At 71.5% G+C, this 26,480-nt stretch carries 24 protein-coding genes; 5 read left to right on the top strand and 19 right to left on the bottom strand.

Annotated features, from left to right (window positions below; genetic code table 11):
• Positions 1-90: 90 nt before the first annotated feature.
• Positions 91-1,029 carry a diiron oxygenase gene (locus ACFWWR_RS43910; protein ID WP_384309855.1) on the bottom strand — a complete coding sequence of 313 codons (939 nt, stop codon included), beginning with the start codon at positions 1,027-1,029 and terminating at the stop codon, positions 91-93.
• 153 nt (positions 1,030-1,182) lie between these two features.
• On the opposite strand from ACFWWR_RS43910, the gene ACFWWR_RS43915 reads away from it, so the two are divergent.
• Positions 1,183-1,986, top strand: coding sequence for a hypothetical protein (locus ACFWWR_RS43915; RefSeq protein WP_383874160.1), 804 nt, complete (start codon positions 1,183-1,185; stop codon positions 1,984-1,986).
• 12 nt (positions 1,987-1,998) lie between these two features.
• Here the strand turns inward: ACFWWR_RS43915 and ACFWWR_RS43920 are convergent, their stop codons facing one another.
• Entirely contained in the window at positions 1,999-2,505 is a 507-nt protein-coding gene (locus ACFWWR_RS43920; protein WP_383874158.1) for a DUF3291 domain-containing protein, read from the bottom strand.
• Positions 2,506-2,672: 167 nt separating this feature from the next.
• Here ACFWWR_RS43920 and ACFWWR_RS43925 point away from each other — a divergent pair, with 167 nt between their 5' ends.
• On the top strand, positions 2,673-4,634 hold the full coding sequence (locus ACFWWR_RS43925) for a nitrate- and nitrite sensing domain-containing protein (protein WP_384309858.1): 1,962 nt from the start codon (positions 2,673-2,675) through the stop codon (positions 4,632-4,634).
• Between the two features lie 12 nt (positions 4,635-4,646).
• On the opposite strand, the gene ACFWWR_RS43930 is transcribed toward ACFWWR_RS43925, so the two are convergent.
• The 5 genes from ACFWWR_RS43930 to ACFWWR_RS43950 all read right to left on the bottom strand — a co-directional run bounded on the left by ACFWWR_RS43930 (position 4,647) and on the right by ACFWWR_RS43950 (position 10,413).
• Positions 4,647-6,122 carry a penicillin-binding transpeptidase domain-containing protein gene (locus tag ACFWWR_RS43930; RefSeq protein ID WP_383874154.1) on the bottom strand — a complete coding sequence of 492 codons (1,476 nt, stop codon included), beginning with the start codon at positions 6,120-6,122 and terminating at the stop codon, positions 4,647-4,649.
• Positions 6,119-7,480: an FtsW/RodA/SpoVE family cell cycle protein gene (locus ACFWWR_RS43935; RefSeq protein ID WP_383874152.1), complete on the bottom strand. Its 1,362-nt coding sequence runs from the start codon at positions 7,478-7,480 to the stop codon at positions 6,119-6,121. Before ACFWWR_RS43935 ends, ACFWWR_RS43930 begins: the two co-directional genes overlap by 4 nt.
• A 344-nt stretch (positions 7,481-7,824) precedes the next feature.
• Positions 7,825-9,060 carry an ATP-binding protein gene (locus ACFWWR_RS43940; protein WP_383874151.1) on the bottom strand — a complete coding sequence of 412 codons (1,236 nt, stop codon included), beginning with the start codon at positions 9,058-9,060 and terminating at the stop codon, positions 7,825-7,827.
• Positions 9,057-9,830: a hypothetical protein gene (locus ACFWWR_RS43945; protein ID WP_384309861.1), complete on the bottom strand. Its 774-nt coding sequence runs from the start codon at positions 9,828-9,830 to the stop codon at positions 9,057-9,059. The genes ACFWWR_RS43940 and ACFWWR_RS43945 overlap by 4 nt, the downstream gene beginning before the upstream one ends.
• A 76-nt stretch (positions 9,831-9,906) precedes the next feature.
• Positions 9,907-10,413: a dual specificity protein phosphatase family protein gene (locus ACFWWR_RS43950; protein ID WP_383874148.1), complete on the bottom strand. Its 507-nt coding sequence runs from the start codon at positions 10,411-10,413 to the stop codon at positions 9,907-9,909.
• 136 nt (positions 10,414-10,549) lie between these two features.
• Between ACFWWR_RS43950 and ACFWWR_RS43955 the strand changes: the two genes are divergently transcribed.
• Positions 10,550-11,353 carry a nuclease-related domain-containing protein gene (locus ACFWWR_RS43955; protein ID WP_383874146.1) on the top strand — a complete coding sequence of 268 codons (804 nt, stop codon included), beginning with the start codon at positions 10,550-10,552 and terminating at the stop codon, positions 11,351-11,353.
• Positions 11,354-11,386: 33 nt separating this feature from the next.
• Here ACFWWR_RS43955 and ligD read toward each other — a convergent pair whose 3' ends face one another.
• A complete protein-coding gene (gene ligD, locus ACFWWR_RS43960) occupies positions 11,387-12,268 on the bottom strand; it encodes a non-homologous end-joining DNA ligase (RefSeq protein ID WP_383874144.1) in 882 nt (293 codons plus the stop codon).
• Positions 12,269-12,331: 63 nt separating this feature from the next.
• On the opposite strand from ligD, the gene ACFWWR_RS43965 reads away from it, so the two are divergent.
• Positions 12,332-13,372 (top strand): Ku protein, encoded by a 1,041-nt coding sequence (locus ACFWWR_RS43965; protein WP_383874143.1) that lies wholly within the window; start codon positions 12,332-12,334, stop codon positions 13,370-13,372.
• A 64-nt stretch (positions 13,373-13,436) separates the two neighbouring features.
• Here the strand turns inward: ACFWWR_RS43965 and ACFWWR_RS43970 are convergent, their stop codons facing one another.
• The 6 genes from ACFWWR_RS43970 to ACFWWR_RS43995 form a co-directional block, all read right to left on the bottom strand.
• On the bottom strand, positions 13,437-13,937 hold the full coding sequence (locus ACFWWR_RS43970) for a peptidylprolyl isomerase (protein ID WP_383874142.1): 501 nt from the start codon (positions 13,935-13,937) through the stop codon (positions 13,437-13,439).
• A gap of 92 nt (positions 13,938-14,029) precedes the next feature.
• Entirely contained in the window at positions 14,030-15,328 is a 1,299-nt protein-coding gene (locus ACFWWR_RS43975; protein ID WP_383874140.1) for an acyltransferase, read from the bottom strand.
• Between the two features lie 385 nt (positions 15,329-15,713).
• Positions 15,714-16,262 (bottom strand): phosphatase PAP2 family protein, encoded by a 549-nt coding sequence (locus ACFWWR_RS43980; protein ID WP_384309864.1) that lies wholly within the window; start codon positions 16,260-16,262, stop codon positions 15,714-15,716.
• 9 nt (positions 16,263-16,271) lie between these two features.
• On the bottom strand, positions 16,272-17,321 hold the full coding sequence (locus ACFWWR_RS43985; RefSeq protein ID WP_383874137.1) for a YihY/virulence factor BrkB family protein: 1,050 nt from the start codon (positions 17,319-17,321) through the stop codon (positions 16,272-16,274).
• Positions 17,322-17,367: 46 nt separating this feature from the next.
• Complete coding sequence (locus ACFWWR_RS43990; protein ID WP_384309867.1) at positions 17,368-17,493, bottom strand: hypothetical protein; 126 nt, start codon at positions 17,491-17,493, stop codon at positions 17,368-17,370.
• Positions 17,494-17,695: 202 nt separating this feature from the next.
• On the bottom strand, positions 17,696-18,424 hold the full coding sequence (locus ACFWWR_RS43995; RefSeq protein WP_383874131.1) for a GAF and ANTAR domain-containing protein: 729 nt from the start codon (positions 18,422-18,424) through the stop codon (positions 17,696-17,698).
• A 525-nt stretch (positions 18,425-18,949) separates the two neighbouring features.
• On the opposite strand from ACFWWR_RS43995, the gene ACFWWR_RS44000 reads away from it, so the two are divergent.
• Entirely contained in the window at positions 18,950-19,399 is a 450-nt protein-coding gene (locus ACFWWR_RS44000; RefSeq protein ID WP_383874128.1) for a DUF4383 domain-containing protein, read from the top strand.
• Between the two features lie 100 nt (positions 19,400-19,499).
• Here ACFWWR_RS44000 and ACFWWR_RS44005 read toward each other — a convergent pair whose 3' ends face one another.
• The 5 genes from ACFWWR_RS44005 to ACFWWR_RS44025 all read right to left on the bottom strand — a co-directional run bounded on the left by ACFWWR_RS44005 (position 19,500) and on the right by ACFWWR_RS44025 (position 26,453).
• Complete coding sequence (locus ACFWWR_RS44005) at positions 19,500-19,658, bottom strand: hypothetical protein (protein WP_383874126.1); 159 nt, start codon at positions 19,656-19,658, stop codon at positions 19,500-19,502.
• A gap of 339 nt (positions 19,659-19,997) precedes the next feature.
• Entirely contained in the window at positions 19,998-20,849 is an 852-nt protein-coding gene (locus ACFWWR_RS44010; RefSeq protein WP_383874123.1) for an ABC transporter permease, read from the bottom strand.
• 15 nt (positions 20,850-20,864) lie between these two features.
• Positions 20,865-21,806, bottom strand: a complete 942-nt coding sequence (locus tag ACFWWR_RS44015) for an ATP-binding cassette domain-containing protein (RefSeq protein ID WP_383874205.1) — start codon at positions 21,804-21,806, stop codon at positions 20,865-20,867.
• Between the two features lie 11 nt (positions 21,807-21,817).
• Positions 21,818-22,048, bottom strand: coding sequence for an MbtH family protein (locus ACFWWR_RS44020; RefSeq protein ID WP_383874120.1), 231 nt, complete (start codon positions 22,046-22,048; stop codon positions 21,818-21,820).
• An 88-nt stretch (positions 22,049-22,136) separates the two neighbouring features.
• Complete coding sequence (locus ACFWWR_RS44025) at positions 22,137-26,453, bottom strand: amino acid adenylation domain-containing protein (protein ID WP_384309870.1); 4,317 nt, start codon at positions 26,451-26,453, stop codon at positions 22,137-22,139.
• Positions 26,454-26,480 lie beyond the last annotated feature (27 nt).

Here is a 26,480-nt window from a genome sequence, read left to right on the forward strand (position 1 = left end):
GCATCCGAAACCCTTCGTCTGGACGAAGACCGCTGACGAGATCCTCGACAAAGTAGCCGCCTACTGCCGACGAATCTCTGACTCAGGTCACTAGGCCAGCAGGCCGGAAGACCTCCACAGTCGTCGTCCCACCCCGCGCAGCACCCCGATGTCGTCGAGGAAGTCGGTCAGGCGCTTCGCACCCGTCTGCATGACCTCCCGCCGGTGCCCGCTCGCCTTCACCTGTGCCAGGGCCTCGTGCCGGTCCAGTCCCACGTTCGTGTAGACCTCGGGGTTCACGAACGCCACCGAGAACACCCGCGCGAACTCGCCGGAGGTGACCCGGGTGAACTCCTGCGACCACTTGGGTGCCGTCACCATCTGGCGCCGCAGCTCCTCGCGGGCGTACCGCACATGGCGGGCCTCCTCCACCACGTGGATCCGGGCCACCCCGCGGATCAGGGTCTGCACCCGCTCGTCCGGGAAGGTCAGCCGCTGCATCCAGTCGAGGACCTCCTCGCCGAGCAGGGTGGCGGTGAAGGAACCCGGGGTGGTGGAGATGGTCTTGAACAGGCGTCCGAGGTGCTGGTGCGCCCGGCTCACCGGGTACCAGGGCGTGTCGCCGTGCGAGATCAGCCGGGCGAACATCTTGGAGTGCCGGCACTCGTCCTCGATCTCGGTGAGGGCGTACCGCACGTGCGCGCTCGTCGCCGCCTTGTCGTAGACGTGCCGGACGAGCAGCTGCATCAGGATGAGCTCGAACCAGATCCCGAGGGAGGCGAGCGCGGCGGCCTCGTGCCGCGAGAGCAGGATCCGCTGCTCCTCGCTCATCCGCTTCCACAAAGGGGTGTCGTAGAGGGACACCAGCTCCGGCGGCCAGAACCACTTGCCCTCCTCGAAGGGCGCGTCCCAGTCGAGCTCTTTGTCCGGGTCGAAGGAGTGCTTGGCGGAGGAGGCGAGCAGCCGCTCGGCCACCTGCTCCCGGTCCTTGAGCAGCCCGAGCGCGTCACGCAGCCCGTCGAGCGCGTCGGCTTCGGTCAGGGTCGTCATGGCTGATCCACCTCGTCGTCGACCTCGTCGTGTGTTACCGGCGGTTCACTCCCGCGGGTCTTATGAGACTGCCTGTCAGCAAGCTCGTCAATCCCTCTTGCGTGACTTGTTGACGCGGCGTCTACGTCCCCACGAGTGCAGTAACGTTCTGACGTGTCCACACCCACCCCGCCGCAGAGCCCGTATCCACCGCAGAACCCGTACGGCGGGCCGCCGCCGCAGGGCCCGTACGGCGCCCCGTACCCACAGCAGTCGCCGTACGGTCACCAGCCCGCCCCGGCCTACGGCGCCCCGTACCCGCAACAGCCAGGCGGCTGGGTCCCGCCGGCCCCGAAGAAGACCAGGGTCGGGCTCGTTCTCGGCATCGTGGGCGGGGTCGTCGTCGTGATCGCGGCGGGGATCGGCCTGAAGGTCACCAGTGGATACCCGGCGTCCGAGTACACCCTGACGCTCCCCGAGACGCTGCTGGACGGCCGGTACCGGCTGACCGACGACCTCTCCGACGCCGAGGGCCAGGACGTCGAGGACGAGATGGACGGTGCCTGGGACGCCAAGGTCGTCGACGCCAAGGTCGGCACCTACGGCGCGGGCGGCGACGAGACCAAGGGCGCGTTGATGGTCTCGGGCATGTACGGCCAGTTCAAGAACCCCGACGGCGACCGCGACAGCATGCTGAAGGGTGCCGCCGAGGCCGAGAGCGCGAGCCTCGCCACCCCGCCGCGGGACTTCCGGCCGACCGGCTCGGACATCACGGTCTCCTGCGAGGTCGTCACCCAGCAGCGGCTCGGTACGACGATGACCTACCCGGTCTGCGCCTGGGCGGACGGCAACACGGCGGCCGTGGTCGCGGAGGTGGCCCCGGACACCTACACGCAGGACCCCTCCGAGATCGACCTGGAGGCGGCCGCCGAGACCACGCTCCGGATCCGCTCCGAGATGCGGAAGCCGATCGACTGACCCGAACAGGCCCTACACCGAGCACCCCAGACCCTCGGGAACCTCCCCGGCCACCGGCTCCGCCGCACCCGGCGGGAACGACGTCCGCAGGGTGAAGGCGTACGGCGTCGGGCCGTTCGCCCGCAGGTGCAGCAGACGGGCCTCCGCCTCGGCGATGGTCGGGCGGTGGCCTGTCGGCACCCACCACAGGGTCGTCATCGCCTCCGTCGGGCGCTCGAACCACTCATTACGCCGGGCGAGCATCGCGCGGTGGTCTCCTTGGTACATGAACGCCGTCAGCGCGTTCGAGTCCCGCCACACCGTCAGGTTGATGATCAGCCAGTCGTCGTCGAAGACACGGAGGTCCGTCGCGTCGCCGCCGTCGCTCTGCAGTCGCCAGACGTAACCGTCGGCGGCCTCGGCGTCCGCGTTGACGGAGTCGAGAGCGTCCACGAATCCCTTCAACTGAGGTGAGTCCAAAGGGGCCTTGAGTCGGGAGATGTTCACCTGGGCGAGTTCGTGCGCGGCGGCTGTCGTCATGGACCGAACGATAGGTCGGGTGTGTGGGAGCGGCCTAGACCCTGTCTCATCAGATGGGCATTGTCCGTCTTTCACAACCCGGTCACCGCCCGAGTGAGTACCTGTGCACCGTCGGCTTACGACCCAGAAACCGCCTTCTGACCTGCGCGCCCGTAGCCTCACGGGACATGACGGGGAACTTATCGACCACCCATCGCCCGAGCCGCCCGAGGCTGTCCGCCCTGCCGGGCTGGAACTCCATCCGCGGTCGCATGGCCATCGTGCTGGCCGTCCCGACCTGCCTGTTGCTCGCCCTCATCGGACTCGGCGCCGCCGACCGCGCCGCCGACTGGTCCGACGCGCGGGCGACCGAGGCGCACGTCGGCGTCCTGCTGCGCGTGCAGGACCTCGTACGCGAGGTTCAGCGCGAACGCGGGCTCACCAGCGGGCTGTTGGGCGGTGCCGAGGAGTACCGCGACGACGTGCGCACCCAGCGGGACCGTACCGAGAAGGCCCGCGAGGAGCTGCGGACGGCGCTGGACGACGAACGCGGGGAGCTGCCCGCCGCCACCGTCTCCGCCCTCGACGCCGCCGAGGGACCCCTCGCGGCGCTCACCTCGACCCGCGCCGACGTCGACGCCGGCGACGCCGGCCGCACCACCACCCTGACCGCCTACACCAAGGCCGTCACCGCCCTGATCGACGCCGAGTCGGCCGGCGCGCCCGACGGCGACCGCCGGATCGTCCAGGGGGTGCAGGCGCTCCAGGCGCTGGCCCGCGCCACCGAGGCCGTCGCCCTCGAACGCGGCTCCCTCAACGGGGTGTTCGCCGCCGGACGCTTCCGCTCGGGCGAGTACCTCGACTTCACCGAGATCCGCGCCACCCGGCTCGCCGCGCTCGGCCAGTTCCGTCAACTCGCCACCGACGGGCAGGAGTCCGGCCTCGACGACGCCTTCGCGACCGCCGCCGCCCGCCGGGTCACCGGCTACGAGCAGCAGGCCGAGAGCGGTGCCGACGGCTCCGCCCTCTCCGTCGCACCCGCCCGCTGGTGGGCCGACATGACCACCCTCGTCGACGATCTGCACGGTGTGCAGAAGCAGACCGGCGACGACGTGCGGGCCCGCGCCGAGGACACCGGGGACGCGGCCACGCGGCAACTCGTCGGCTTCCTCGCCCTCGGGGCGCTGATCCTCGCCGTGGCCACCGCGCTGGCCCTCTTCTCGGCCCGCTCCATCACCCGCCCCCTCGGCGCCCTCGCCGACGAGGCGGACGCCGTCGCCGGGGCCGGGCTGCCCGCAGCCGTACGGCGCATCCAGGAGGCCGACCCCGATGTTCCGCTCCCGTCCGAGCCCGAGAAGACCGAACTCCCGGGCGGGGCACGGGAGATCACCCGCCTGGCCGCCGCCCTGCGCAACGTCGAGCGGACCGCCGTGGACCTCGCCGCCGAACAGGCCGTCCTGCGCCGCAACAGCACCGAGTCCCTGACCAGCCTCGGTCGCCGCAACCAGGCGCTGCTCAACCGTCAGCTCGGCCTGATCACCACCCTGGAGAGCCAGGAGCTCGACCCGGAGGCCCTGGCCGAGCTCTTCGAACTCGACCACCTGGCCACCCGGATGCGGCGCAACGCCGAGTCGCTGCTCGTGCTGGCAGGCGCGGAGTCGCCGGGCCGGGTCTGGCGGGGCACGGTCGCCGTCCACGAGGTCGTGCAGTCGGCCGTGGCCGAGGTGGAGCAGTACCAGCGCGTCGCCGTGACCGACGTCCAGCCCTGCCGGGTGCGCGGCCACTGCGTCGCCGAACTCTCCCACCTACTGGCCGAGTTGGTGGAGAACGCCCTGATGTTCAGCCCGCCCAAGCAGCCCGTCGAGGTCTACGGCTGGCGGGACGGTGCCGAGTACTGCCTCGCCGTCGTCGACCGGGGCATCGGCATGACCGCCGCCCGCATGACCGAGGCCAATGCCGTGCTCTCCGGCCGTGATGCCTTCCTCAAGGCCCCCACCCGCTTCCTCGGCCACCACGTCGTCGGCGCCCTCGCCGCCCGCCTCGGCGCCCACGTCGAACTGCGGCCGACCCAGGGCTCGGGAGTGACGGCGTACGTGGCCCTGCCGAACGCGCTGGTCCAGGAGGTGTCCACGACGGCGGCCACGCGCTGAGTGCCGGTGCCCTCAACTCCCGCTGTCACGGCCCGATTTGAGTGCCGCCTCCATCACCGCCCGCGCGATCGGTGCCGCGTCGCCGCCCCCGCTGATCTCCCCCCGGTCCGCGTCCGCGTCCTCCACCACCACCGCGACCGCCACCTTCGCCTCCATGTCACGGTCGTCCTGCGCCCAGGATACGAACCAGGCGTACGGCGTCCCGGAGTTGCCGAGACCGTGCTGGGCGGTGCCGGTCTTGCCGCCGACGGTGGCGCCGGGGATGGCCGCGTTGGCGCCGGTGCCCTCGGTGACCACCTCCGTCATCAGCTCCCGCAGCCGGACGGCGGTCGCCGGGTACATCGCCTGCCGGACGGGGCGCGGGCCGGCCGTCGACACCGTGGCGCCGCCCGCCCGGGTGGTCCGCTCGACCAGGTACGGCTGCCGCACCTGCCCGCCGTTGGCGACCGCCGCCGAGACCATCGCCATCTGCAGGGGCGTGGCCCGCGTGTTGTACTGCCCGATCGACGACAGCGCCAGCTGCGCCCTGTCGAGGGAGGTGTCGAAGGTGCTCTGCGCCACCGAGAAGGGGATTTTCAGCGCCGTGTCGTTGAAGCCGAAGGCCTGCGCGGTGGCCGTCATGTCGCTGACGCCCACCCGCACACCGAGCTTCGCGAACACCGTGTTGCACGACCACCTGAACGCCTCCCGCACCGAGAGGTCCTCGCAGCCGTCCGACTCGTTCGTCAGGCTCGTCGTCGTCCCGGGCAGCCGGTAGGGGGCCGGCGAGTCTGTCGGCGCGTCGACGTCCGTGACCACGCCGGCGTCCAGCGCCGCCGCCGCGGTCACCACCTTGAAGGTGGAGCCCGGCGGATACGTCTGCCGTACCGCCCGGTTCAGCATCGGCTTGTCCGCGTCGCCGTTGAGCCGCACCCAGGACCGGCCCACCGTCGCGTCGTTCCCGGACAGCGCGGCCGGGTCGTACGACGGCGTCGACACCAGCGCCAGGATCCGCCCGCTCGACGGCTCGATCGCGGCCACCGCCCCCTTGCGCCCACGCAGTCCGTCGTACGCCGCCTGCTGCGCGGCCCGGTCGAGGGTGGTCACGACGTCACCGCCGGAGGGGCGGGAGCGCGTGAGGTCGTTCCACAGCGGGATGCCCGACAGCATCGGGTCGGCGCCCGACAGGATGCCGTCCTCGGAGTGCTCCAGAAGGGTCGTCCCGTACTCCTGGGAGGCGAACCCGGTGATGGGGGCGTACAGCGGACCGTCCTCGTACGTCCGTTCGTAGCGGAGCTGCTCGCCGGTGTCCCGGGAGCCGGTCACCGGTACCCCGCCGACCAGGATGTCGCCGCGCGGCTGGCCGTAACGGGCGATGCTGTGACGACGGTTGGCCGGGTTGTCGTCGTAGGCGCGGGCCTGGAAGACCTGGATGCGGGTGGCGTTGACGAGGAGCGCCACGAGCAGCAGGGCGCAGAAGCAGGCGGAGAGCCGGATGTAGCGGGTCACGGCCCCACCTGCCCGTCGTACTGGCTGCGGGCCGAGTCGCTCACCCGGATCAGCAGCGCCACGATCGCCCAGTTGGTGACGACCGAGGAGCCGCCCTGGGCGAGGAACGGCATCGCCATGCCGGTGAGCGGGATCAGGCCGGTCACCCCGCCCGCGATCACGAACACCTGGAGCGCCACGATCGAGGCGAGGCCGACCGCGAGCAGCCGTCCGAAGGGGTCACGCAGGGCGAGGCCCGCCCGGTAACCGCGCTCCACCAGGAGGGCGTAGATGAGGAAGAGCGCGGAGAGGCCCGCCAGGCCCAGCTCCTCGCCCGCCGTGGCCAGGATGAAGTCCGACTTGGCGGCGAAGCCGATGAGGATGGAGTGGCCGAGGCCGAGACCGGTGCCGAGGATGCCGCCGGCGGCGAAGGAGAAGAGCGACTGGGCGAGCTGGTTCGGGCCCTGTCCCGCCTCGATCGACGCGAAGGGGTGCAGCCAGTCCTCGACCCTGCTGTGCACGTGCGGTTCCAGCCATCCCACCGCGACCGCGCCCAGGGCGGCCAGCAGCAGGCCGACGGCGATCCAGCCGGTGCGACCGGTGGAGACGTACAGCAGGACGACGAACAGGCCGAAGAACAGCAGCGACGTCCCGAGGTCGCGTTCCAGGACCAGGACGCCCACGCTCAGCAGCCAGACGGCCACGATCGGGCCGAGGACACGGCCGGTGGGCAGCTGGAGCCGCCACGCGCGGCGGCCGGCGTACGCCAGCGCGTTGCGGTTGGCCGCCAGGTACGCGGCGAAGAACACCGCGAGCAGCACCTTCGCGAACTCGCCCGGCTGGATGGAGAACCCGGCGATCCGGATCCAGATCCGGGCGCCGTTCACGGCCGGGAAGAAGATCGGCAGGACGAGCAGGACCATCGCGGCGGCCACACAGACGTACGCGTAGCGCGTCAGGACACGGTGGTCGCGCAGCAGCAGGACGACCACGATGAACAGGGCGATCCCGAGCGTGGACCACACGAGCTGGGTGGGCGCCGCCCGGTCGCCGGGGGTCTCCAGGTCGAGCCGGTAGATCAGGACCAGGCCCACCCCGTTGAGCAGGACCCCGATCGGCAGCAGCAGAGGGTCGGCGTCCGGGGCGCGCAGGCGCACCGCGATGTGCGCGAGCAGCGCGAGCACGCCGAGCCCGGCGCCGTAACCCGCGGCGCCGGGCGGGACGGTGCCGTTCTTGGCGAGGCCGACGTCGCAGTAGCCGTACACGGACAGCAGGACGGCGAGGACGATGAGGGCCAGTTCGATGCCACGGCGCCGGGGGAGGCGTACGACAGGAGCGGGGGCGTCCGCCCGTACGACGGTGGTTCCGGCCTTGATCATGTCCGGAACCTACCCAAATAGGGCACCTTCTTCGCCTCCGGCATCAGCACCAGCGGGGAGTGGGCACCCGGTCGTCGTTCGCGACGACGGCGGCGGCGGTGGCGGTGGTGAGGAGAGCACCGACGGCGAGGGCCATGACGCAGCGGGAACGCAGGGTCATGGCGGTACCTCCATGCACAGGGGTGAAGCTGACTGATCGCCACACTAAAAGCGCTGTCCCGCGGTCGCCCGTCACGCTGGTCCATAGGGGCGCGCCCCAAAGGGGCGCGGGGAACTGCGCGACCGGCCCCCACCACCCGCAGCCGGCGAACGACCCGCAGTCCCGGGCCCTGCCCCGACCCGCCCTAACCCAACGTCAGCGTCGCGAGGGCCCCGCCGTCCACCGCGTTCGCGAACACCAACCGCGCTCCCAGCACCTCCGCCTGCCCCACCGCGATGGTCAGCCCCAACCCGTGCCCCTTGGAAACCCCTTCGGTACGGAACCGCTGCGGCCCGTGCTCGAGGAGGTACGACGGATACCCGTCCCCGTGATCCCGCACGGTCACCACGGACCCGTCCACGGTCAGCACCACCGGCCCCCGCCCGTGCCGATGCGCGTTCGCCACGAGATTTCCCAGCACCCGCTCCAGCCGCCGCCGGTCCGTCTCCACCGCCACGTCCCGCACGACGACGACCTCCGTGTCGGTCCCCGACGCCCGCACCACCCGCTCGGCCAGCGCGGCCAACGGCTCCCGGTCCAGCTCCAGCCGCTCCCGGCCGGTGTCGAGGCGGGAGATCTCCAGCAGGTCCTCGGTGAGCGTGCGCAGCGCCGCCACCCGGTCCTGGACCAGCTCGGTCGGCCGGCCGGCCGGCAGCAGTTCGGCCGCCGCGTGCAGCCCGGTCAGCGGTGTGCGCAGCTCGTGCGCCACGTCCGCGGTGAACCGCTGCTCGGCGAGCAGCTTGCCCTGCAGGGACGCGGCCATGGAGTCCAGCGCGGCGGAGACCGCGGCCACTTCGTCCTGCGGACGCGTCGGATCCTTCGTACGGGGGTCGTCGACGCGGGCGTCCAGGTCGCCCGCGGTGATCCGCCGGGCCACCCGTGCGGTGGTGTGCAGCCGCCGCGTCACCCGGGTCACCGCGAAGGCGCCCACCAGCAGCGTCGCCCCGATCGCCAGCCCCGACGACCACACGATCGCCCGGTCGAGTCCGTCGATCGTCCGCCGGCCCTGCGAGTAGTCGACCTCCACCGCGAGTGCCCGCCCGCCGTCGACCGGCCCCGCCGCCCACATCGTGGGGCGCCCGCGGTGCTCGCCGACCATCGTGCCGCGCTCCCCGGCCGCCGCCAGCTCCCGCAGCGGGCCGGGCAGGTCCGGGGGATCGACGTCGGCGCCCCGTCCCAGCGAGTCCCCGGCCTCGAAGGCCGCCGTCGCCTCCGTCAGCCGGTCCAGGGCGAGGTCCCGGGTCTGGCCGACGGTCTGGTTCGTCACCGACACGTGCACGAGAACGCCGAGCAGGGCGGCCAGCGCGCAGCACATCACCGTGATGAACGCGGCGGCCTTCACCGCGAGCGTCCCGGCCCAGCGGGGGAGCGCGAGCCTCATCGGCCACTCACGGACGAAGAGGCGGATCGTGAGGCGGACGAAGAGGCGGACGAAGAGGCTGACGAGGACGGGGACGCCGACGGCCGCTTCGAGGCCGAGTCCTTCTTGCCGCCCGTACGCAGCATCTCGTCGTGGGTCAGCAGCATCAGGCGCTGGTCCGGGTCCCAGGTCCACTGGAAGCGGTACTCGTAGCCCGCGATGTCGGACGGCGAACGGATGATCACGGACCGCCCGGCCAGCTCGACCCCGGCCACCGCGTCGTCGTTGGACATGACCCGCACCAGCCGGCCCGACTCGAAGGTGTAGACCCGTACGGCCGTCTGGTTGCCGGGCAGCAGCTGGAAGCCCAGCGTCAGGTCGTCGCGGCCGTCGCCGGTGAGGTCGCGGTAGTACGGCCTCAGGACGGGACACCGGCCCTTCGCCGCGCCCTCGTCGCAGTCGTCCATCCGGCGGGTGGTCTCGTAGTACGGCGCCTTGGCGCCCGTGTAGGAGTCCGGGTGCTGGGCGATCTCCGCGCGGACGACGGCCACCGGGTCCACCTTGTGGATGTCGTCGCCCGGAGCCGTGAGGCCCCGCACGGTCTCGGCCTCGCCGTCGTCGTAGTCCCAGGCGGGGCTGGCCGCGGGGGTCAGATCCGGCCACAGCCGGTCCGGGCTCATCGCGGTCGCAGTGGGTCCGGCGCCCCGCAGCCCGCCCGCGTCACCGCAGGCCGCCGCGCTCGACAGCAGCAGGGCGACACCGAGGACGGTACGGACGGGGGTGAGGGGCACGCCGTACACCCTATTCTCGGGAAGTCCGTCTTTGCGCTCCGGTCGGCCGCACCCGCGCACGCCCGAGAAGAAACGATTATTCGGCCAGCTCCTCGAGGAGCCGGGCCGTCGGCAGCCCCGCTTGCAGGTACTCGACGAAGAGCTCGTTGTGCAGGGCCCAGGGCGAGCGGCGGGACCGGATCAGCCGTATCGCCTCGTCCGGGGAGTGCCCCTGGCGGACCAGGGCGTGCGCGACGACCAGCCCCGAGCGGTTGTAGCCGTGGTAACAGCGGACGAGCACCTTGCGGCCCGCGTCCAGCGCGTCGCACGCGGCCCGGGCCAGCCGAATCACGCCCGCGAGTTGCGTGCCGTCCAGCGGTCCGTCCGGAATCGGCCACACATGGTGCTCGACCCCCTCGTCGGGACCGTGCCCCGGCAGCCTCAGCAGGGTCTGGACGACGTCGAACTCGTCCCGCACCACGGCGAACTCGACCTGCCCGGACTGCCCCCTGAACTCGTGCCCGCCCATCCACAGCCCCGGCACGACCTCGTTCCACGCATGCTCCGGAGCGGGTACGTCGGCCTGCTTCCTGCCCGTCCGCAACGGCGCCTCCCCGAGCCCCCACCAACTCACCCATAGGTACCCGGGTCAACTCCCCTTCAAAGGTGACCGGCAAAGACGACTGGCTTCTTGCCCCTGGAGCACCCCGCCTGTTCCCATGGTCGTGGGGTGATGGTGCATGAGCGGACTGCGTGTCGTGCCGACCTGGCGCCACGGCCAGGAACGGCTGTACGTCTGCCTCACGGACGGCAGGAACATCGCCTGGTACGACCGTGAGGCATCCCGGGTCAACCTGCTGAGCGAAGACCGCAGACAGGACGTCCTCGACGTCCTCGGACCCTTCCTGACCGGACCGGTGGAGATCGGCCCGCCCCCGGTGCCGACCCCCGCGGAACTGGCCCGGCTGTCCCTGCACCCGGACGACGACCTGGCGCCCAACCGTCCCGGCGAGGCGCTCCAGATCGCCCTGGACCGAAACCCCGGCCCCGCCCACCGGCTCCGTCCCGATCCCCGCCGCCGCGCCCTCGCGGCCGAACAGGCGGTGGGGGAGGCCCTGGACCGCCTCGACGGCGCCGGCTGGCACACCCTGCACTCGGTCCCGCTGCCCGGCGGTGACCGCGTCCACCACCTGGTGATCGGACCCGGCGGGCTCTTCGCGGTCCACACGCTGCACGCCCGCAGGCAGCGGGTCACGGTCGCCGACCCCATGGTCGCGCTGGGCCGCCGAGAACCCCGCCCGGTGCTGCGCCGCGTCCGCGCCGACGCCGCCCGCGCCTCCTACGCCCTGACCGCCGAGGTCCACCCGGTGCTGGCCCTGGTCGGCCCCGCCGACGTGGCGGTCACCGCACCGCTGCGCGAGGCCCGGATCGTCACGGACACGGACGTCGAGGGGCTGGCCCGGCTCGGCGGCGTCCTCAAACCGGCGGATGTGGAGGCGCTGCACGCGATGGCCCGGGACCGGCAGACGTGGGTGCGGGTGTGACCTCTCTCGTGAAGTGATCCCCGGCAGGGGCGCTCAGGGCAGCGATCCCGCCGCGTCCGCGTCGAGGAGCGGGGCCAGCAGATCGCCGTGTTCCTGCACGCGCGGCGCGATGTCCGGTGCCTCGAACGCCAGCTGCTCGGGCGCCCCGCACTCCTCGACCTCGCCCCACGTCACCGGCGCCGACACCAACGGCCGCGCCCGGGCCCGCAGCGTGTACGGCGTGGCCGTCGTCTTGCGGGCGGCGTTCTGGCTCCAGTCGACGAACACCTTCCCGGGCCGCAGACTCCGCGTCATGCGGTGGACGACCAGGCGGGGCATCGCCTTCTCCGCCTCGACGGCGAGCCGCTTGGCGTACTCCGTGGCGGTGTCGGAGGAGACCGGCCGCAGGGCGGCCAGCAGATGCAGTCCCTTCGACCCGGCGGTCTTCGCGTACGCCGCGATCCCGTCCGCCGCGAGCCGCTCACGCAGCCACAGGGCGACCTCGCAGCACTCGACGATGCCCGCCGGCGCCCCGGGGTCGAGGTCGAAGACCAGCCGGTCGGCCTCACCGGGCGCGTGGAGGACCCACTGGTGGGTGTGGAACTCGGTGACCAGGTTCGCCGCCCACATCAGGCTCGCCAGGTCCTGCACCAGCACCATCCGGGCCGGCCCCTCCGACCTGGGCACCACGGCGGTGGTGACCCAGTCGGGCGTACCGGGCGGCACGTTCTTGGCGAAGAACACCTGCCCGTCCGGCCCGTCCGGATAGCGCAGGAAGGACACGGGCCGATCCCGCAGATGGGGCAGCAGGACCTCGGCGGCGGTCGCGTAGTAGTGCAGCACCTCGCCCTTGGTGAACCCGGTCTCGGGATACAGCACCTTCTCCAGATTGCTGAGCGCGAGCCTTCGCCCCTCCACCTCTGTGATCGGCGTCATACGATGAGAATCCCAGAGATTCCGCCATAAATACTGACAAGTTTCAGCAAACCGATCGAAAGGGTGCTGCACGTGCGATCCATCTGGAACGGCGCCATCTCGTTCGGCCTGGTCAGCATCCCCATCAAGCTGGTGAACGCCACCGAGAGCCACTCGATCTCCTTCCGCCAGATCCACCTGGACGACGGCGGCCGCATCCGCTACCGCAAGGTGTGCGAGCTGGAGGACCGCGAGGTGACCACGGCGGAGATCGGCAAGGGCTACGAGGACGCGGACGGCACGATCATCCCGATCACGGACGATGACCTGGCCCATCTTCCGCTCCCCACGGCCAAGACGATCGAGATCGTGGCGTTCGTCCCAGCCGACCGGATCGACCCGCTCCAGATGGACGCCGCGTACTACCTCGCGGCGGGCGGCGCCCCGGCCGCCAAGCCGTACACCCTGCTGCGCGAGGCCCTCAAGCGCAGCCAGAAGGTCGCCATCGCCAAGTTCGCGCTGCGGGGCCGCGAGCGCCTCGGCATGCTGCGGGTGGTGGGCGACGCCATCGCGCTGCACGGCCTGCTCTGGCCGGACGAGGTCCGCGCCCCCGAGGGCCTCGCCCCCGACACCGATGTCACGGTCAACGACAAGGAGCTCGACCTCGCGGACGCCCTGATGGACACCCTCGGCGAGATCGAGCTCGAGGATCTGCACGACGAGTACCGCGAGGCCCTGGAGGAGGTCGTCGCCGCGAAGGCGGCCGGCGAGGCCCCGCCCGAGTCCCCCGAACCGGCGAAGGGCGGCAAGGTCCTCGACCTGATGGCGGCGCTGGAGAACAGCGTGCGGGCGGCGAAGGAGTCCCGGGGCGAGGAGGAGGCCGGCGAGCACGCGGAGGTCAGATCGATGCCGGCCCGGAAGTCGGCGCCGGCCACGCCCAAGCAGGCCGGCGGCAAGAAGTCGACCTCCACGGCGAAGAAGACGACGGCCGCGAAGAAGACGACCGCGGCGAAGAAGTCCACGGCCAAGTCGGCTCAGAGCACGAAGAAGACGGCGGCGGCCAAGAAGACGCCGGCGAAGAAGACAGCGGCGAAGAAGGCGACGGGCCGCAAGAGGTCCGCGTGACCTGCGTACCGCGTGGGCCGGGTGCGCCCCGCAGCCGCAGGTCCCGGCAGACCGCCGGCTCTCGTCAGTCGAGAACCTTGGCGGCCTCGATGACGACGGACTGCGTCGGCACGTCGCCGTGTCCGCGGCTGCTGCCGGTGCGGACCCGCTTGATCTGGTCGACGACCTCCTGGCCCTCGGCGACCCGGCCGAAGACGGTGTAACCCCAGCCGTTCGGGGTCTTCGCCGTGTAGTTGAGGAAGTCGTTGTCCGAGACGTTCACGAAGAACTGGGCGGTCGCGGAGTGCGGGTCGCTGGTGCGCGCCATCGCGACGGTGTAGGCGGTGTTCTTCAGCCCGTTGTCGGCCTCGTTCGGGACCGGGGCCATGGTCGGCTTCTGCACCATGTCCGCGGTGAAACCACCGCCCTGGACCATGAAGCCGTCGATGACGCGGTGGAAGATGGTGCCGTCGTAGTGCCCGTTGCGGACGTACGTCAGGAAGTTCTCGACGGTCTTGGGGGCCTCGGCGTCGTGCAGTTCGAGAACGACTCGGCCGAAGTTCGTGGTCAGCTCGACCCTGGACATGGAAATCGTCCCTTTCTGGTGGGGCTTGGCCGGAGCATCTTGTCACACGCCCCTTCCGCGGCCCGGTGGCCGGGCCGACGTCCGCCGCGGCGTCAGGCGGCTTCCTCCAGGGCGTCGTCGGCCGTCCTGTTCCGCTCCACGCCCGTCCGCCACCCGGAGAACACCACGAGCGCGACACCCAGGCCGAGACCCGCCGCGGGCCCGGCCGGGAACCGCCCGTCGTGGGCGAACCCCTGCACGGCGAACCGGCTCAGCGCGGCGACGCAGACGGCGAGCCCGAGCCACAACGCCCAGGCCGGTCGCGGCCGGGCCTGCGGCCGGACCCGCTCGTACACCGCCCCCAACCCCCGCTCCAGCGGCCGCAGCGCGCACACGACCCCGGCGAACACGCCCGCCAGAATCAGCAGCCAAGGCACCCTCAGCCCCCACCAGGCCGCGGACGCGAACTCGGGATCGGGCGCGAGACCGGGCAGGTAGAAGACGGCGGCGACAACCAGCACGGGCACCATGTGCCACAGGTACAGGGTCATGCTGACCCCGCTCACCACGCGCACCCGCCGCCACACCCGCTCCCGCGCCAACACCCGCCGGAGCAGCGGCGCGAGCAGCAGACAGACCCCCGTCTGGGCCACCACCCAGGCCAGCATCGCCGCCGACGGCGGATCGGTGTTGCTGGGGTCCTGCCCGGTCACCAGGATCAGACTGACGGGAAACGGACCGAGACCGACCAGCAACGCGAAGACCAGCCCACCGCCCGCCGCCATCAGGACCGGGACCGTCGACCGCTCGCCCAGCAGCCCGTCCCGCCAGCAGAACCCCGACTGGTAGGCGACGCCCCACACCAGCACGTAGTTGAGCAGCCCGACGTCGAGAGCACCGGCCCCGAGAGCGACCACACCCATCGCGACGGGGACGAGCACCCCCCATCGCCGATGCGCCGCGTGCAGCACCGGGGTCAGGGCACTGAGGACGAGATACACGGGCAGGAACCAGAACTGCATGGCCAGGGCCCAGCCCACGAGTTCGAGGGTGTACGGGTCCACGCCGACGGCCGCCGAAACCCCCACGGCGGCCAGCACCAGCCCGCTGTACACCCCGGCCGGCAGCAACAACCGCAGCGCCCGCCGCCCCACCCACGCCGCGGCCGTACCACCCGCACCCCGGTCCCGCTCCCAGGACCCGCCCGCGGCATGCCCGCCGGCGAGGAAGAACAACGGCATGACCTGGAACCCCAGCGTCAGCCACTGGGTCCAGGGCACCACCGCCAACAGCTCCGGCGCGCCGATCGCCCCGTCGTCCCCGCGCACCAGCCCGGTGATCAGCCAGTGCCCGAACACCACCGCGCCGATCGCCCAGGCCCGCAGAAAGTCGATATACCGGTCTCTGCTCATACGTCGCGATGCTGCCGCAGCATCCGCGCCGAAGAGCCGAAAAGCCCTTGCCGCAACCAATCCGTGCCCCGTACGACACCGGGTGCGGGCGGCAGAGCCGGTCACCGGCCGGCGCCGGACCGCCGTCCACCGTGAGACGGGCGCGGCGACCGCCCGCCCGAGCCCCCAGCACCGGGATCCCCAGCAGCACGGCACCGGCGAGCCACCGAGGCGCAGCCGACCCCGCCAGGCTCGTGCCGTGGCCCCCGACCGCCGGGCACGGCGAGGTGACGTCCACCGCCGCACCCGTACTCGGCGGCAACGGCTACGCGGTGGCCGCACCTGGGTGTGTACCGCACCCCACCGCGTGGAACGCCGACGGGTTGTCCGAGACCGGCCCTCCTCGTCACAGCAGCACGCGCCGCACCAGACGTGGAGCCCGGCAGGCCGGCACGGACGCGGCCAGCCCGATCAGGGCCCCCGCCACGACGTCGGAGGGATAGTGCGCGCCGGAGTGCACGCGCTCGTACGCCACCAACGCAGTCGGCACCGCACACGCCATGCCCGCCCACGGCCACACCGCTGCCACGGCGGCCGTGAACCCCACGGCCGCCGCCGTGTGCCCGGACGGAAAGGACGACGAATCGGGCCGCTCCCGTACCTCCTCCTGCGAGATCCACTCCTCGGGCGGCCGGCGCCGCCGCCACATGTGCTTGACCAGACCGTTCGACACCGTCTGCGCCACGCCCATGCTCACCACCCCCGTGACCGCGGCCCGGCGCCCCCGCCGGCCGCCGGCCGAGGCCATGAGCACCGCGGCACCCCACCACAACTTGGTGTGCTCGGCGGCCTCCTCCACAGCGGGCAGCAACCGCCGGGCACCCTCCGACGGCGAGGACGACACCTGCCGTCCCAGCCGGTGATCACCGTCGTGAAGAGACTTCCAGACGTCCATGATCTGCTCTCATTCCATGCGGCGAGCCATTCGACGCTCGTCCTCCTGGCTCCACTTGCGGGTGTCCCGGGGCGGCACGTAGGGCTCCTCATCGTCGGGCAGACCGCCGACGACGGCCCGCTGACGGGTCATCTCCGCGTCGAACTCGAGACCGAGCAGGATCGCGATATTGCTGATCCACAGCCACACCAGGAACACGATCACACCGGCGAGCGTCCCGTACGTCTTGTTGTACGAGGCGAAGTTCGCCACGTAGAACGCGAACCCGGCCGACGCGATCATCCAGATCACCAGGGCCAGGAAACTGCCCGGGGTGATCCAGGTGAAGCCGCGGCCCCTCACGTTCGGTGTCGCCCAATACAGGATCGCGATCATGATCGTGACCAGCACGACCAGCACCGGCCACTTCGCGATCGACCACACCGTCAACGCCGAGTCGCCCATCCCCAACGCCGTGCCGGCCTGGTGGGCCAGACCGCCGGTGAACACCACGATCAACGCACTGACCACCGCCAGCACCAGCAGCACCACCGTCACGCCCACCCGGACCGGCAGCAGCTTCCACACCGGACGGCCCTCGGGCATGTCGTACACGGCGTTCGCGCTGCGGATGAAGGCCGCGACATATCCGGAGGCCGACCAGACGGCCAGCACGAGGCCGACGATCGCCATGACGGAGCCGACACCGCCGCGGCCCTGCAACTGCTGCACGGCATCGCCGATGATGTCCCGGGCGGAGCCCGGGGCCAGCCGCTGGAGGTTCTCCAGCACCTGGTCCGTGGCCGACTTCCCGGCGACGCCCAGCAACGACACCAGCACCAGCAGTGCCGGGAACAGCGACAGCACCCCGTAGTACGTCAGACCCGCGGCCCGATCGGTGAGCTCATCCCGCTGGAACTCCCTGACCGTGCCCCTGAGCACGGCCCACCAGGACCGTTTCGGCATCTGGGTCGGCTCGTCCGGCGCCCGCCGCTCCACGTCTTCTCCCGGCCCGACCCGCTGCCGCCCCGACGCCGACGGGTCACTGGTCAGATGATCGGATTTCGATGTCCGTGCCATAGGACCGGGTGTAACCACATTCCGCCGGAAAATTCGCCGGCCCACTCTACGCGCGAGGTGGACGGTTCAGGACGGCGGCGGTGATCTCGGCCGGTGTCCGGCCGGTGCGACAGGCCGCCGCGCGCATCCGGGCGAGCGCGTCGGTGACGCCGATGTCGAGGCATGCGGCCACGATCCCGATGGCCTGGTGCGTCGAGGACCAGTGGGAGCGGATGACGTCCGAGCCGATGACGTCCGTCGGTTCCCGACCGCGGCCGCGCTGCGGTCAGCAGCTCGGTGAGGCGTCGATGACAGACCCCCGACGAGGCGTCGGCGGCGTGCCGGCCTTCCCGTACGGCGTGAACGTCCGGGCCGCCCTCGTCGTGTGTGGTCGGTCAGGGCCGGCGACGCAGATTCTTCTCGGTGGGTGGCTCCCCGGAGATGCCGGCCAGCAGATCGGCGCACAGGTCGCGCAGTTTGATGTTGCGGTGCTGAGAGGCGCTGCGCAGGATCGCGAAGGCGCGTTCGGCCGTACAGCGCTGTTGCCCCATGATGACGCCGATGGCCTGGTCGATGACGCTGCGGGACTGGAGCGCGTTCTGCAGGTCGTCGGCGAATTCCTCCGCGTCGCCGATCCGCTGCGCCAGCGCGATCGCCCCGGTCGCCTGCGCGGCCAGCGCCCGCATGAAGGGCACGTCGACGTCGTCCGGTCCGTTCGGCGCGGAGAAGTACAGGTTGATGGCACCGGCCGTGTGGGTGTGCGCGGCGATCGGCAGCGAGAGCGAGGAGCGGGTGCCGCACGCCACCGAGTATGCGGGGTACTCGCCCCACCGTTGCTCGTCCATCATGTCGGCGATGACGATTTCCCGGCCCGACCGCAGCGACTGAAGGCAGGGGCCGTCGTTCTGGGCGTACTGCTTCTCGTCCAGCTTTTCGGCGGATGTGCCGGCGCTGGCGACCGTCAGGGGCCGGGCCTGACGCTCCAGCGTGATGCCGCACCCGTCGGCCGACGGATTGCTGTCCAGACCGCGGTCGGCAAGAACCTGAAGGAACTCGTCCATCCCGTCGACGTCCAGCAGCAGCGCGGTGAGGTCCGGCACGTCGGTGGTGGGTCCGTCGTCCATGGTCGTTCCCTTCCCGGACCGGCAGGTCCGCGATCGGCAGCGAACGATGTGTCCAGGGCCCCGGCGCTCGGCCCGAGACCGGACGGCTCCGACGAGAGGCCCCGGCATCGGGACGAAAGGCGACGAGAACGGCTCCTTCATTGTCCCACCACCGAAGCGCACGGCCTCGCCGCGAAGTGCCAGGCGCCGGTGGCGGCCCGCGTGACTGATCCGGCAGCGCGTGTAGGGGGCGCAGTGATCGGGATCGATCGGGGTGACATGCAGCGCGCGCCAGTTCCTGATCTGCCGGCCGGCGGGACCCCTCGTTGTTCTTCCACGGGATTGCAGGTCAGCTGTGCCTTTGGGGCAGTCGATGGTGAGTACGCAGTCCCCGAGGAGACGAGATCACTCTCCGGAGCACAGGTGCCTGTACGCCGCCACAGGTGCCGGCACGAGCCGGTCCCGCCGACGCGGTTGCACCGCACCGCGGGGGTACTCGCGGCGTACTGGCGCATCGGTGCGCACCGGCGGAAGGGCGGAGCTGCCATGACCGCGCACGCACGTACCCCGAGCGGAGCCCGAACCCCCGTCCAGCAGGCGGCACTGCTGGTCGGAGCGGTGTTCCTGTTGGTGGGAATCCTGGGATTCATCCCGGGGATCACCACGGACTACGACGCCATGGAGTTCGCGTCGCACGAGTCCGGAGCCGAACTCATCGGCGTCTTCCAGGTCTCCATCCTGCACAACCTCGTCCACCTCGCGTTCGGCGTGGCAGGCCTCGCGATGTCCCGCACCGCCGCCGCGGCCCGCACCTACCTGCTGGCCGGCGGTGCCGTCTACCTCGTGCTGTGGCTGTACGGCCTGATCGTCGGCCACGAAAGCGACGCCAACTTCGTGCCGCTGAACACGGCCGACGACTGGCTGCACTTCGTCCTCGGCATCGGCATGATCACGCTGGGCGCGCTGCTCACCCGTCGCCGCACCACGACGGCCTGACCGGCGCTCGTCTCGTCGCATGCCGGCCGGTGTCGGGCCGCAGTTGCTTGGGCTCCGGCGGATTCCCGAGGTCACCGTGTCGGCCCCGCCTACCGTGCGATCACAAACAGCTGACGCAGGGGCGGCGGACACGGATGCCCGCCGCCCTGGGCGTCAGGTGCTCGTGCTCCGGCGTCGTGAGGCAGTCGTCGATCTCCTGCTCGGCCCGGTCGCCCTCGCGTGAGGCGGCGACCGCGTGGCCCACCGAACGGTTGGTCATCCATCAGTGAAGTCATCCCGTGGGTGGAGAGCCGCGGGGTGCGCCCTCCGCACGAATTCCTTCACAAGTACTCGCAGGAGCGAGAGAACGTCATCGCCGTATACACGGATGCCCAGCACATCTGATGTGCGTCGGTGCGGCTCAAGCCAGCAACTCAAGCGGTGCGAGCGCCGGCGTGCTCCTCGGTCGCTTGGCGATCGACCGCATCGGGGCTGCTGCGTCAGCCCGTCACCAACCGGCCAGCACCGGCGATCGGCGCCCCCGCCGTCCTGGAGCCTGAGCGCCCCGCCCGAGGCATGTCCTTGACCTGCGACCGACATGTTTGCGAGGCCAGGGCCTTCACTCTTTCGGGGGCCGTTTGAAGGCATGTGCGGCGACGTACATGGCCAAGGCCATGAGCGCGGCACTGGTGGCCAGCGCGCCGGGTACGCTCCACCCCGGATCCCAGCCCAGCGCGAGGCGGCGGGCACTGTCGACCGCGTACGTCACGGGATTGAGTTTGGCCACCACACGCAGCCAGTCGGGAAGGGCGCCCAAGGGGACGAACGCGCTGGAGGCGAACATCAGCGGGAACATCACCAGGACCGCGAGACTCGACATCACCTCCACACTGCGCAACCACGCCGCGAGAGCGATGAACCCCCAGATCAGTGACCAGATGACGAACACGGTGACGAACAGGGCGGCCAGCGTGCCCGCGACGCCCCCGGAGGGGCGGAAGCCCAGCATGCCGACGCCGACGGCCAGAAGGACGAGCAGTTCGGTGAGGACGCGGACCAGGTCGGCCGCGGAACGGGCCACGAGCACCAGAAAGAGCCTGGTGGGCAGCACCCGGAAGCGCGCCACCATGCCGTTGTCCATGTCCCTGACCAGCCCCACTCCGGCGCCCTGCGCGGAGCCGATGCCGGTGGTGACCAGCAGGGCGGGCACCACGTAGTCGATGTAGCGCACGCCGTGCGGGAAGTCGCCGGGGTTGGCCATGCTGCCGAAGATCTCGCTCATCAGGAGCAGCATGATCACCGGCTGCATCAGACTGAACAGGGCGAGACGGCGGTCGCCGTACATGGAACGGATCTGCCGCGCGGTGAGCACCCACAGCTGCGTGGTGGGACCGGCTCCACGCCACCCGGCGGCGGCTGGGGCGTCCGCGTCGTCCGTCACCTCCCTCGATGTGCGTTCCTGGATGGCCAACGGGACTCCCGGGGATCAGGCCGCGTCGTCGACGGCGGCGGGGGACTGGGTGAGTGCCAGGTAGACGTCGTCCAGGGACGGCTCCTTGACGGTGAGTTCCACAGCGTGCGTGCCGATGGCGTCCAGTGCGCGGATGACACCCGCGATGTCGGCCGAGGTGTCCACGGGGGTGGACAGCGCATGCCGTTCCGTTCCGGTCCGCGGGCGGAACCCGGCGGTGGTGAGTGCCGTCGCCGCGGCGGACACGTCGGCCGTGGGGTCGAGCACCACGTGCACCGCCCGATGGCCCAGTTCTGCCTTGAGCCGGTCGCCGGTGTCCGACGCCACGACCCTGCCCTTCGACAGCACGGTGATCCAGTCGGCGAGCCGGTCGGCCTCATCCAGGTACTGGGTGGTGAGCAGGACGGTCGTGCCGTCCGCGACCAGCTTCTCGACCGTTTCCCACAGGGCGATCCGGGTCGCCGGGTCCAGCCCGGTCGTCGGCTCGTCGAGGAACAGCACATCCGGTCGGCCGACCAGGCTGGCCGCGAGGTCGAGCCGTCTGCGCATGCCACCCGAGTAGGTGCCGGAGCGCTGGTGGGCGGCTCCGGTCAGCTCGAACAGCTCGATGAGCTCGGTCGCCCGGGCCGCCGCCTCCCGCCGCCCCGCGCCGAGGAGCCGGCCGATGAGGAGGAGGTTGCGGAACCCGCTCAGGTACTCGTCCACCGAGGCGAACTGGCCGGTCACGCCGATCCGGGCGCGGACCTTGGCGCCCTGGGACGCTACGTCGTGACCGGCCACGGTGACCGTGCCGGCGTCCGCCGGGGAGACCGTGGCAAGGATGTTCACCAGGGTCGTCTTGCCGGCCCCGTTGTGGCCGAGCAACCCGAGCACCCGGCCTCGCGCGACCTCGATGTCCACGCCGCTCAGGGCGTGGACATCGCCGAAGCTCTTGCGGACGCCGACGGCCTTGATCATGGCCTCGTCACTCAAGCGACGTCCTGCCCGGAAGCCGACATCGCCTCCACGAGGCTCTTGGGCCGCATGTCGGTCCAATTCTCGTTGATGTAGTCCAGGCAGGCCTGACGGTCCGTCTCCGGCAGGACCACCGACCAGCCCGCCGGTACCTCGGCGAATGACGGCCACAGAGAGTGCTGCCCCTCGTCGTTGACCAGCACGACGTAGGTGGCTTCCGCGTCCTCGAACGGGTTGCTGCTCATGGTGCTTCCTTTCCTCATAAGGGTTGCGCGGGTTGCGCTGTTCACATCGGGGTCGTTCTCGTGTGCCGCGACGCGGCTTCGGCGGTCCCTACCGCCGTGGTCGTCCTGCGGCCCGCAGGTGCGTGACGAGGACCTTCGCGATCGTCGTGACCGACTTCGGCTCGATCAGCAGGTCCTCGTGCAGGTGGTCGACGACGTGCTCGGCGATCTCACCGGAGACGTACGGCTGCCAGGCGGCCGCGCTGTGGACGGGGTCGTCGCCGGTGAACGAGGCACCGGACGAGAAGAACAGCACGTCCCCGGTGAACACGTCCGGCCGCAGGTTCCTCGTCAGACGCGAGCTGTTGACGTACACGCGGGCCGCCGCGCTGATGTCGCCGCCCGGCAGATGCCCGAGGGGATGACCCTTGGCCCGCAGGTCCGCGAGCACCGCGTCCTCCTGGTCGGGGCCGACCCGCTCGACGTCGAAACCGAGGTCCGCGCTGATCTGCGCCAGCATCTCCGCGGAGTCCCAGTCCTCACGGGTCGAGGCGACCGGATAGGCGTCCACGATCGCCAGGACGTCCACCCGTTGCCCCGCCTGCTGCAGCCGGGTGGCGACCCGGTGGGCCAGCAGCCCGCCCATGGACCAGCCCAGGAGCCGGTACGGGCCCTCGGGCTGGACCTCCCGGATCTGGGCGCAGTAGTCGTCGATCATCTCGTCGAGGCTTCCGGCGGGGGCGTCCTGCCCGAGCAGACCGCGCGCCTGGAGCGCGTACACCGGGAGCGCGGCCGGCAGGTGGGCGGTGAGACGGCCGTAGCACCAGCCCAGGCCGAGAGCCGGGTGGAGGCAGAACAGCGGGGTGCGACCGCCGCCCGCCCGCAGCGGCAGCAGCACGGAGAAGGAGTCCTTGCTGCCCTCCGCGTCCAGGTGCTTGAGCAGACCCGCGACCGTGGGTGCCTGGAAGAGGTCGCGGATCGACACGCGCAGGCCCAACGTCTTGCGGATCCCCGCGATCAGCTGAGTGGCCAGCAGCGAATGGCCGCCGAGCGCGAAGAAGCTCTCCTCGGTGCCGACCTGCTCCAGGCCCAGCGTCTGCGCGAACAGTTCGCACAGGATCTGCTCCCGGGGGGTGACGGCACTGCCGCCGCCGTCTTCGGTGCGGCGCGGAGCGGGCAGCGCGTCGCGGTCCAGCTTGCCGTTCGGGGTCAGCGGCAGGGAGTCGATCAGTACGACCGCCGGGACCATGTACTCGGGCAGCACCCCGGCGACGCGGTCGCGCAGCTCCGCCGGGGTCGGCCGGGGCTCGGCCGCCGGAACCACGTAGGCCACGAGCCGCTTGTCACCGGGGACGTCCTCCCGTACCACCACGGCCGTCTGCGAGACCCCCGGGGCCCGGGCGATGACGGTCTCCACCTCGGCCGGCTCCACCCGGAACCCGCGGATCTTGACCTGGTCGTCGGCCCGGCCCACGAACTCCAGCTGCCCCCGGCGGTTCCACCGGACCAGGTCGCCCGTGCGGTACATCCGCGTGCCGGGAGCACCGAACGGGCAGGCCACGAAACGCTCCGCCGTCTGGCCGGGCCGGTGCGCGTAGCCGCGGGCAAGACCGGCCCCCGAGATGTACAGCTCCCCGGTGACTCCGGCCGGCACCGGGCGCAGCCGCGAGTCCAGGACATGCGCACGGGTGTTGTCCAGCGGGCGGCCCAGCGGCAGCCCGTCGGACGCCCGGTACGGGGCCCGGACGGCATGCCCCGTGGCACACAGGGTGATCTCCGTCGGGCCGTAGAGATGGCGCACCGTCGTGCCGGAGCCGGCCTGCAGAACTCGCTCCACCGCGCCGGCGGGCACCACGTCACCGCCGGTGAGTACCTCGCGCACGAGGCCGAAGCAGTCCGCGAGGTCCTCGGACATCGCCCGGAACAGACCGGCCGTCAGGTGCAGGTGGGTGATGCCCCGCTCCCGGACGAGGCCGTCCAGCGCCGCCGCGTCCAGGGGACCCGCCGGCGCGACCACCACCCGGGCCCCGCGCAGCAGTGGAACCCAGATCTCGTACACGGAGATGTCGAACGCGTGCGGCGCGTGCATCAGGACCCGGTCGCCCTCGCCGACACCCCAGCCGCGGTCCAGGGCGAGCTCCACGACGTCCCTGTGCGTGACGGCCACGCCCTTGGGGGTGCCCGTCGAACCGGACGTGTACATCACGTAGGTGAGCCGGTCCGGCTGCACCGTGCCGGGCAGGGTCGCGCCCGTGCCCCCCGCGGGCTCCGGCTCCTCGTCGGCGACCAGGAGCGCCACCCCGGCGGCCCGCTGCTCGGCCACCAGCTCGTGTCCGGCCAGGGCGCCATCGGTGACCAGCACCGGAGCACCGGCCTCGGCGAGGACCGCGCGCATCCGTCTCGTGGGGTAGCCGGTGTGCAGCGGCACGTACACGCCGCCCGCCCGCACCACCGCGAGCAGCACCGCCACGAGGTCCGCCGAGCGTTCCATCAGCAGTGCCACCGGCGTCTCCGCCCGCACCCCCAGGGCCACGAGGCGCAGGGCCAGCCGGTCGGCCCGCGCGCTCAACTCGGCGTACGTCCACCGCGTCCCACCGCACTCCACGGCCACGGCGTCCGGCGTCTGGGCCGCCCGGGCGGCGAACAGCTCCGGCAGGGACCCGGCCGGCACCGGTGCGTCGGTCGCGTTCCAGTCGTCGATGATGCGCCGCCGCTCGGCGGCCGAGAGAAGCTCGAACTCCTCGATTCTGCGGTCCGGTTCCGCGACGGCGGCGGCCAGCAGCCGCACCAGCCGTTCCGCCAGACCGGCGACCGTCTCCCGGTCGAAGAGGTCCAGGCTGTACTCGACCTGCCCGAGAATGCCCGCCGGTTCGCCGTCCTGGTGGTGCTCGGCCATCCCGAAGTTCAGGTCGAACTTCGCCGTGCCCGCGCGCACCTGCTGACCGGCGGGCCTCAGCCCCGCCAACTCCAGCGCGGCGCCCGCGTTGTTCCAGTTCAGCGCGGTCTGGAACAGCGGGTGCCGGGCCAGCGCGCGCTCCGGGTTGAGGATCTCGACGAGCCGCTCGAAGGGCACGTCCTGGTGCGCGAACGCCTCCAGGTCCGTACGGCGGACCCGGTCGAGGAGGTCACGGAAGCGCGGGTTCCCCGACACGTCGGTGCGCAGCACCATGGTGTTGACGAAGAACCCGACGAGGTCCTCGACGGCGGAGTCGGTGCGCCCGGCGACCGGCGTGCCCAGCGGAATGTCGGTGCCGGCTCCCATCCGCGACAGCAGGGTGGCCAGGACCGCCTGCAGCACCATGAAGACCGTCACGTTTCGCTCGGCGGCCAGCGCCCGTGCGGCGGCGTGCAGTCCGGCGGGGATCTCGAACTCGACGGTGTCCCCCCGGAACGAGGGGACGGCGGGCCGGCTGCGGTCCGCCGGGATCTCCAGCTCCTCCGGCAGGTCCGCCAACTTGTCTTTCCAGTAGGCGAGTTGTTGCGAGATCGCCGACTCGGGTTCGTCCTCGGAGCCGAGCACCTCCCGCTGCCACAGTGCGAAGTCCGGATACTGGGCCGCGAGCGGTTCCCACTCGGGGGCGCGGTCCCGCAGCCGGGCCCCGTACGCGGTGGCCAGGTCCCGGGCCAGCGGTCCCATCGACCAGCCGTCGCCCGCGATGTGGTGCACCACCAGCAGCAGGATGTGCTCGTCCGGCGAAAGCTCGAACGACCAGATGCGCAGCGGCAGTTCGGCGGTGAGGTCGAACTCGTGCCGGGTCGCCTCCGTGGCCCGGTCGGCCAGCTCCTCCTCGCGGACCTGGACCACGGTGAGCTCCGGGCGCGCCTGCCCGGCGTCCAGGACGACCTGGTACGGGCCCTCCGCGTCCTCCGCGAACACGGTCCGCAGACTCTCGTGCCGGCCGGTCACGTCATGCAGGGCCTGCCGCAGCGCCTCGTGGTCGAGCGTGCCGTGCAGCCGTACCGCGGTGGAGATGTTGTACAGGTACGCGGCCTGTTCCAGCTTCCGCAGGAACCAGAGACGGCGCTGGGCGTGCGAGAGGGGGATACGGTCCGGGCGGGGTTGCGCGGTGAGCGCGGCACGGGCGGCGGGGGTGGCGGTGAGCCCGCGGGCGAGGCCGGCGACCGTGGGGTGGTCGAAGAGGTCCTTGACGGCGAGTTCCGCGCCCAAAGCGGTGCGGATGCGGGAGACCAGACGGGTGGCCAGCAGCGAGTGCCCGCCCAGGTCGAAGAAGCTGTCGTCGATACCGACCCGGTCGAGGCCGAGGACGTCGGCGAACAGGTGGCACAGGATCTCTTCCTGCGGCGTTCGGGGGGCGCGGCCAGAGGTCTCCGTGTGGGGGTCGGGGGTGGGCAGGGCTTTGCGGTCGAGTTTGCCGTTGGCGGTCAGTGGGAGGGCGTCGAGGGTGACGAAGGCTGCGGGGATCATGTAGTCGGGCAGGGTCTGGGCGAGGTG

The organism is Streptomyces sp. NPDC058678 (assembly GCF_042714835.1).
GTDB lineage: Bacteria > Actinomycetota > Actinomycetes > Streptomycetales > Streptomycetaceae > Streptomyces.

Excerpts from the sequence above, each read along its gene's own strand:
- ACFWWR_RS43985 (WP_383874137.1), bottom strand. The coding sequence starts at position 17,321 with ATGGCACGGACATCGAAATCCGATCATCTGACCAGTGACCCGTCGGCG.
- ACFWWR_RS44025 (WP_384309870.1), bottom strand. The coding sequence starts at position 26,453 with ATGATCCCCGCAGCCTTCGTCACCCTCGACGCCCTCCCACTGACCGCC.
- ACFWWR_RS44000 (WP_383874128.1), top strand. The coding sequence starts at position 18,950 with ATGACCGCGCACGCACGTACCCCGAGCGGAGCCCGAACCCCCGTCCAG.
- ACFWWR_RS43935 (WP_383874152.1), bottom strand. The coding sequence starts at position 7,480 with ATGATCAAGGCCGGAACCACCGTCGTACGGGCGGACGCCCCCGCTCCT.
- ACFWWR_RS43995 (WP_383874131.1), bottom strand. The coding sequence starts at position 18,424 with ATGGACGACGGACCCACCACCGACGTGCCGGACCTCACCGCGCTGCTG.
- ACFWWR_RS43955 (WP_383874146.1), top strand. The coding sequence starts at position 10,550 with ATGAGCGGACTGCGTGTCGTGCCGACCTGGCGCCACGGCCAGGAACGG.
- ACFWWR_RS43970 (WP_383874142.1), bottom strand. The coding sequence starts at position 13,937 with ATGTCCAGGGTCGAGCTGACCACGAACTTCGGCCGAGTCGTTCTCGAA.
- ACFWWR_RS44020 (WP_383874120.1), bottom strand. The coding sequence starts at position 22,048 with ATGAGCAGCAACCCGTTCGAGGACGCGGAAGCCACCTACGTCGTGCTG.
- ACFWWR_RS43910 (WP_384309855.1), bottom strand. The coding sequence starts at position 1,029 with ATGACGACCCTGACCGAAGCCGACGCGCTCGACGGGCTGCGTGACGCG.
- ACFWWR_RS43940 (WP_383874151.1), bottom strand. The coding sequence starts at position 9,060 with ATGAGGCTCGCGCTCCCCCGCTGGGCCGGGACGCTCGCGGTGAAGGCC.
- ACFWWR_RS43980 (WP_384309864.1), bottom strand. The coding sequence starts at position 16,262 with ATGGACGTCTGGAAGTCTCTTCACGACGGTGATCACCGGCTGGGACGG.
- ACFWWR_RS43975 (WP_383874140.1), bottom strand. The coding sequence starts at position 15,328 with ATGAGCAGAGACCGGTATATCGACTTTCTGCGGGCCTGGGCGATCGGC.
- ligD (WP_383874144.1), bottom strand. The coding sequence starts at position 12,268 with ATGACGCCGATCACAGAGGTGGAGGGGCGAAGGCTCGCGCTCAGCAAT.
- ACFWWR_RS43920 (WP_383874158.1), bottom strand. The coding sequence starts at position 2,505 with ATGACGACAGCCGCCGCGCACGAACTCGCCCAGGTGAACATCTCCCGA.
- ACFWWR_RS43925 (WP_384309858.1), top strand. The coding sequence starts at position 2,673 with ATGACGGGGAACTTATCGACCACCCATCGCCCGAGCCGCCCGAGGCTG.
- ACFWWR_RS44005 (WP_383874126.1), bottom strand. The coding sequence starts at position 19,658 with ATGACCAACCGTTCGGTGGGCCACGCGGTCGCCGCCTCACGCGAGGGC.
- ACFWWR_RS44015 (WP_383874205.1), bottom strand. The coding sequence starts at position 21,806 with ATGATCAAGGCCGTCGGCGTCCGCAAGAGCTTCGGCGATGTCCACGCC.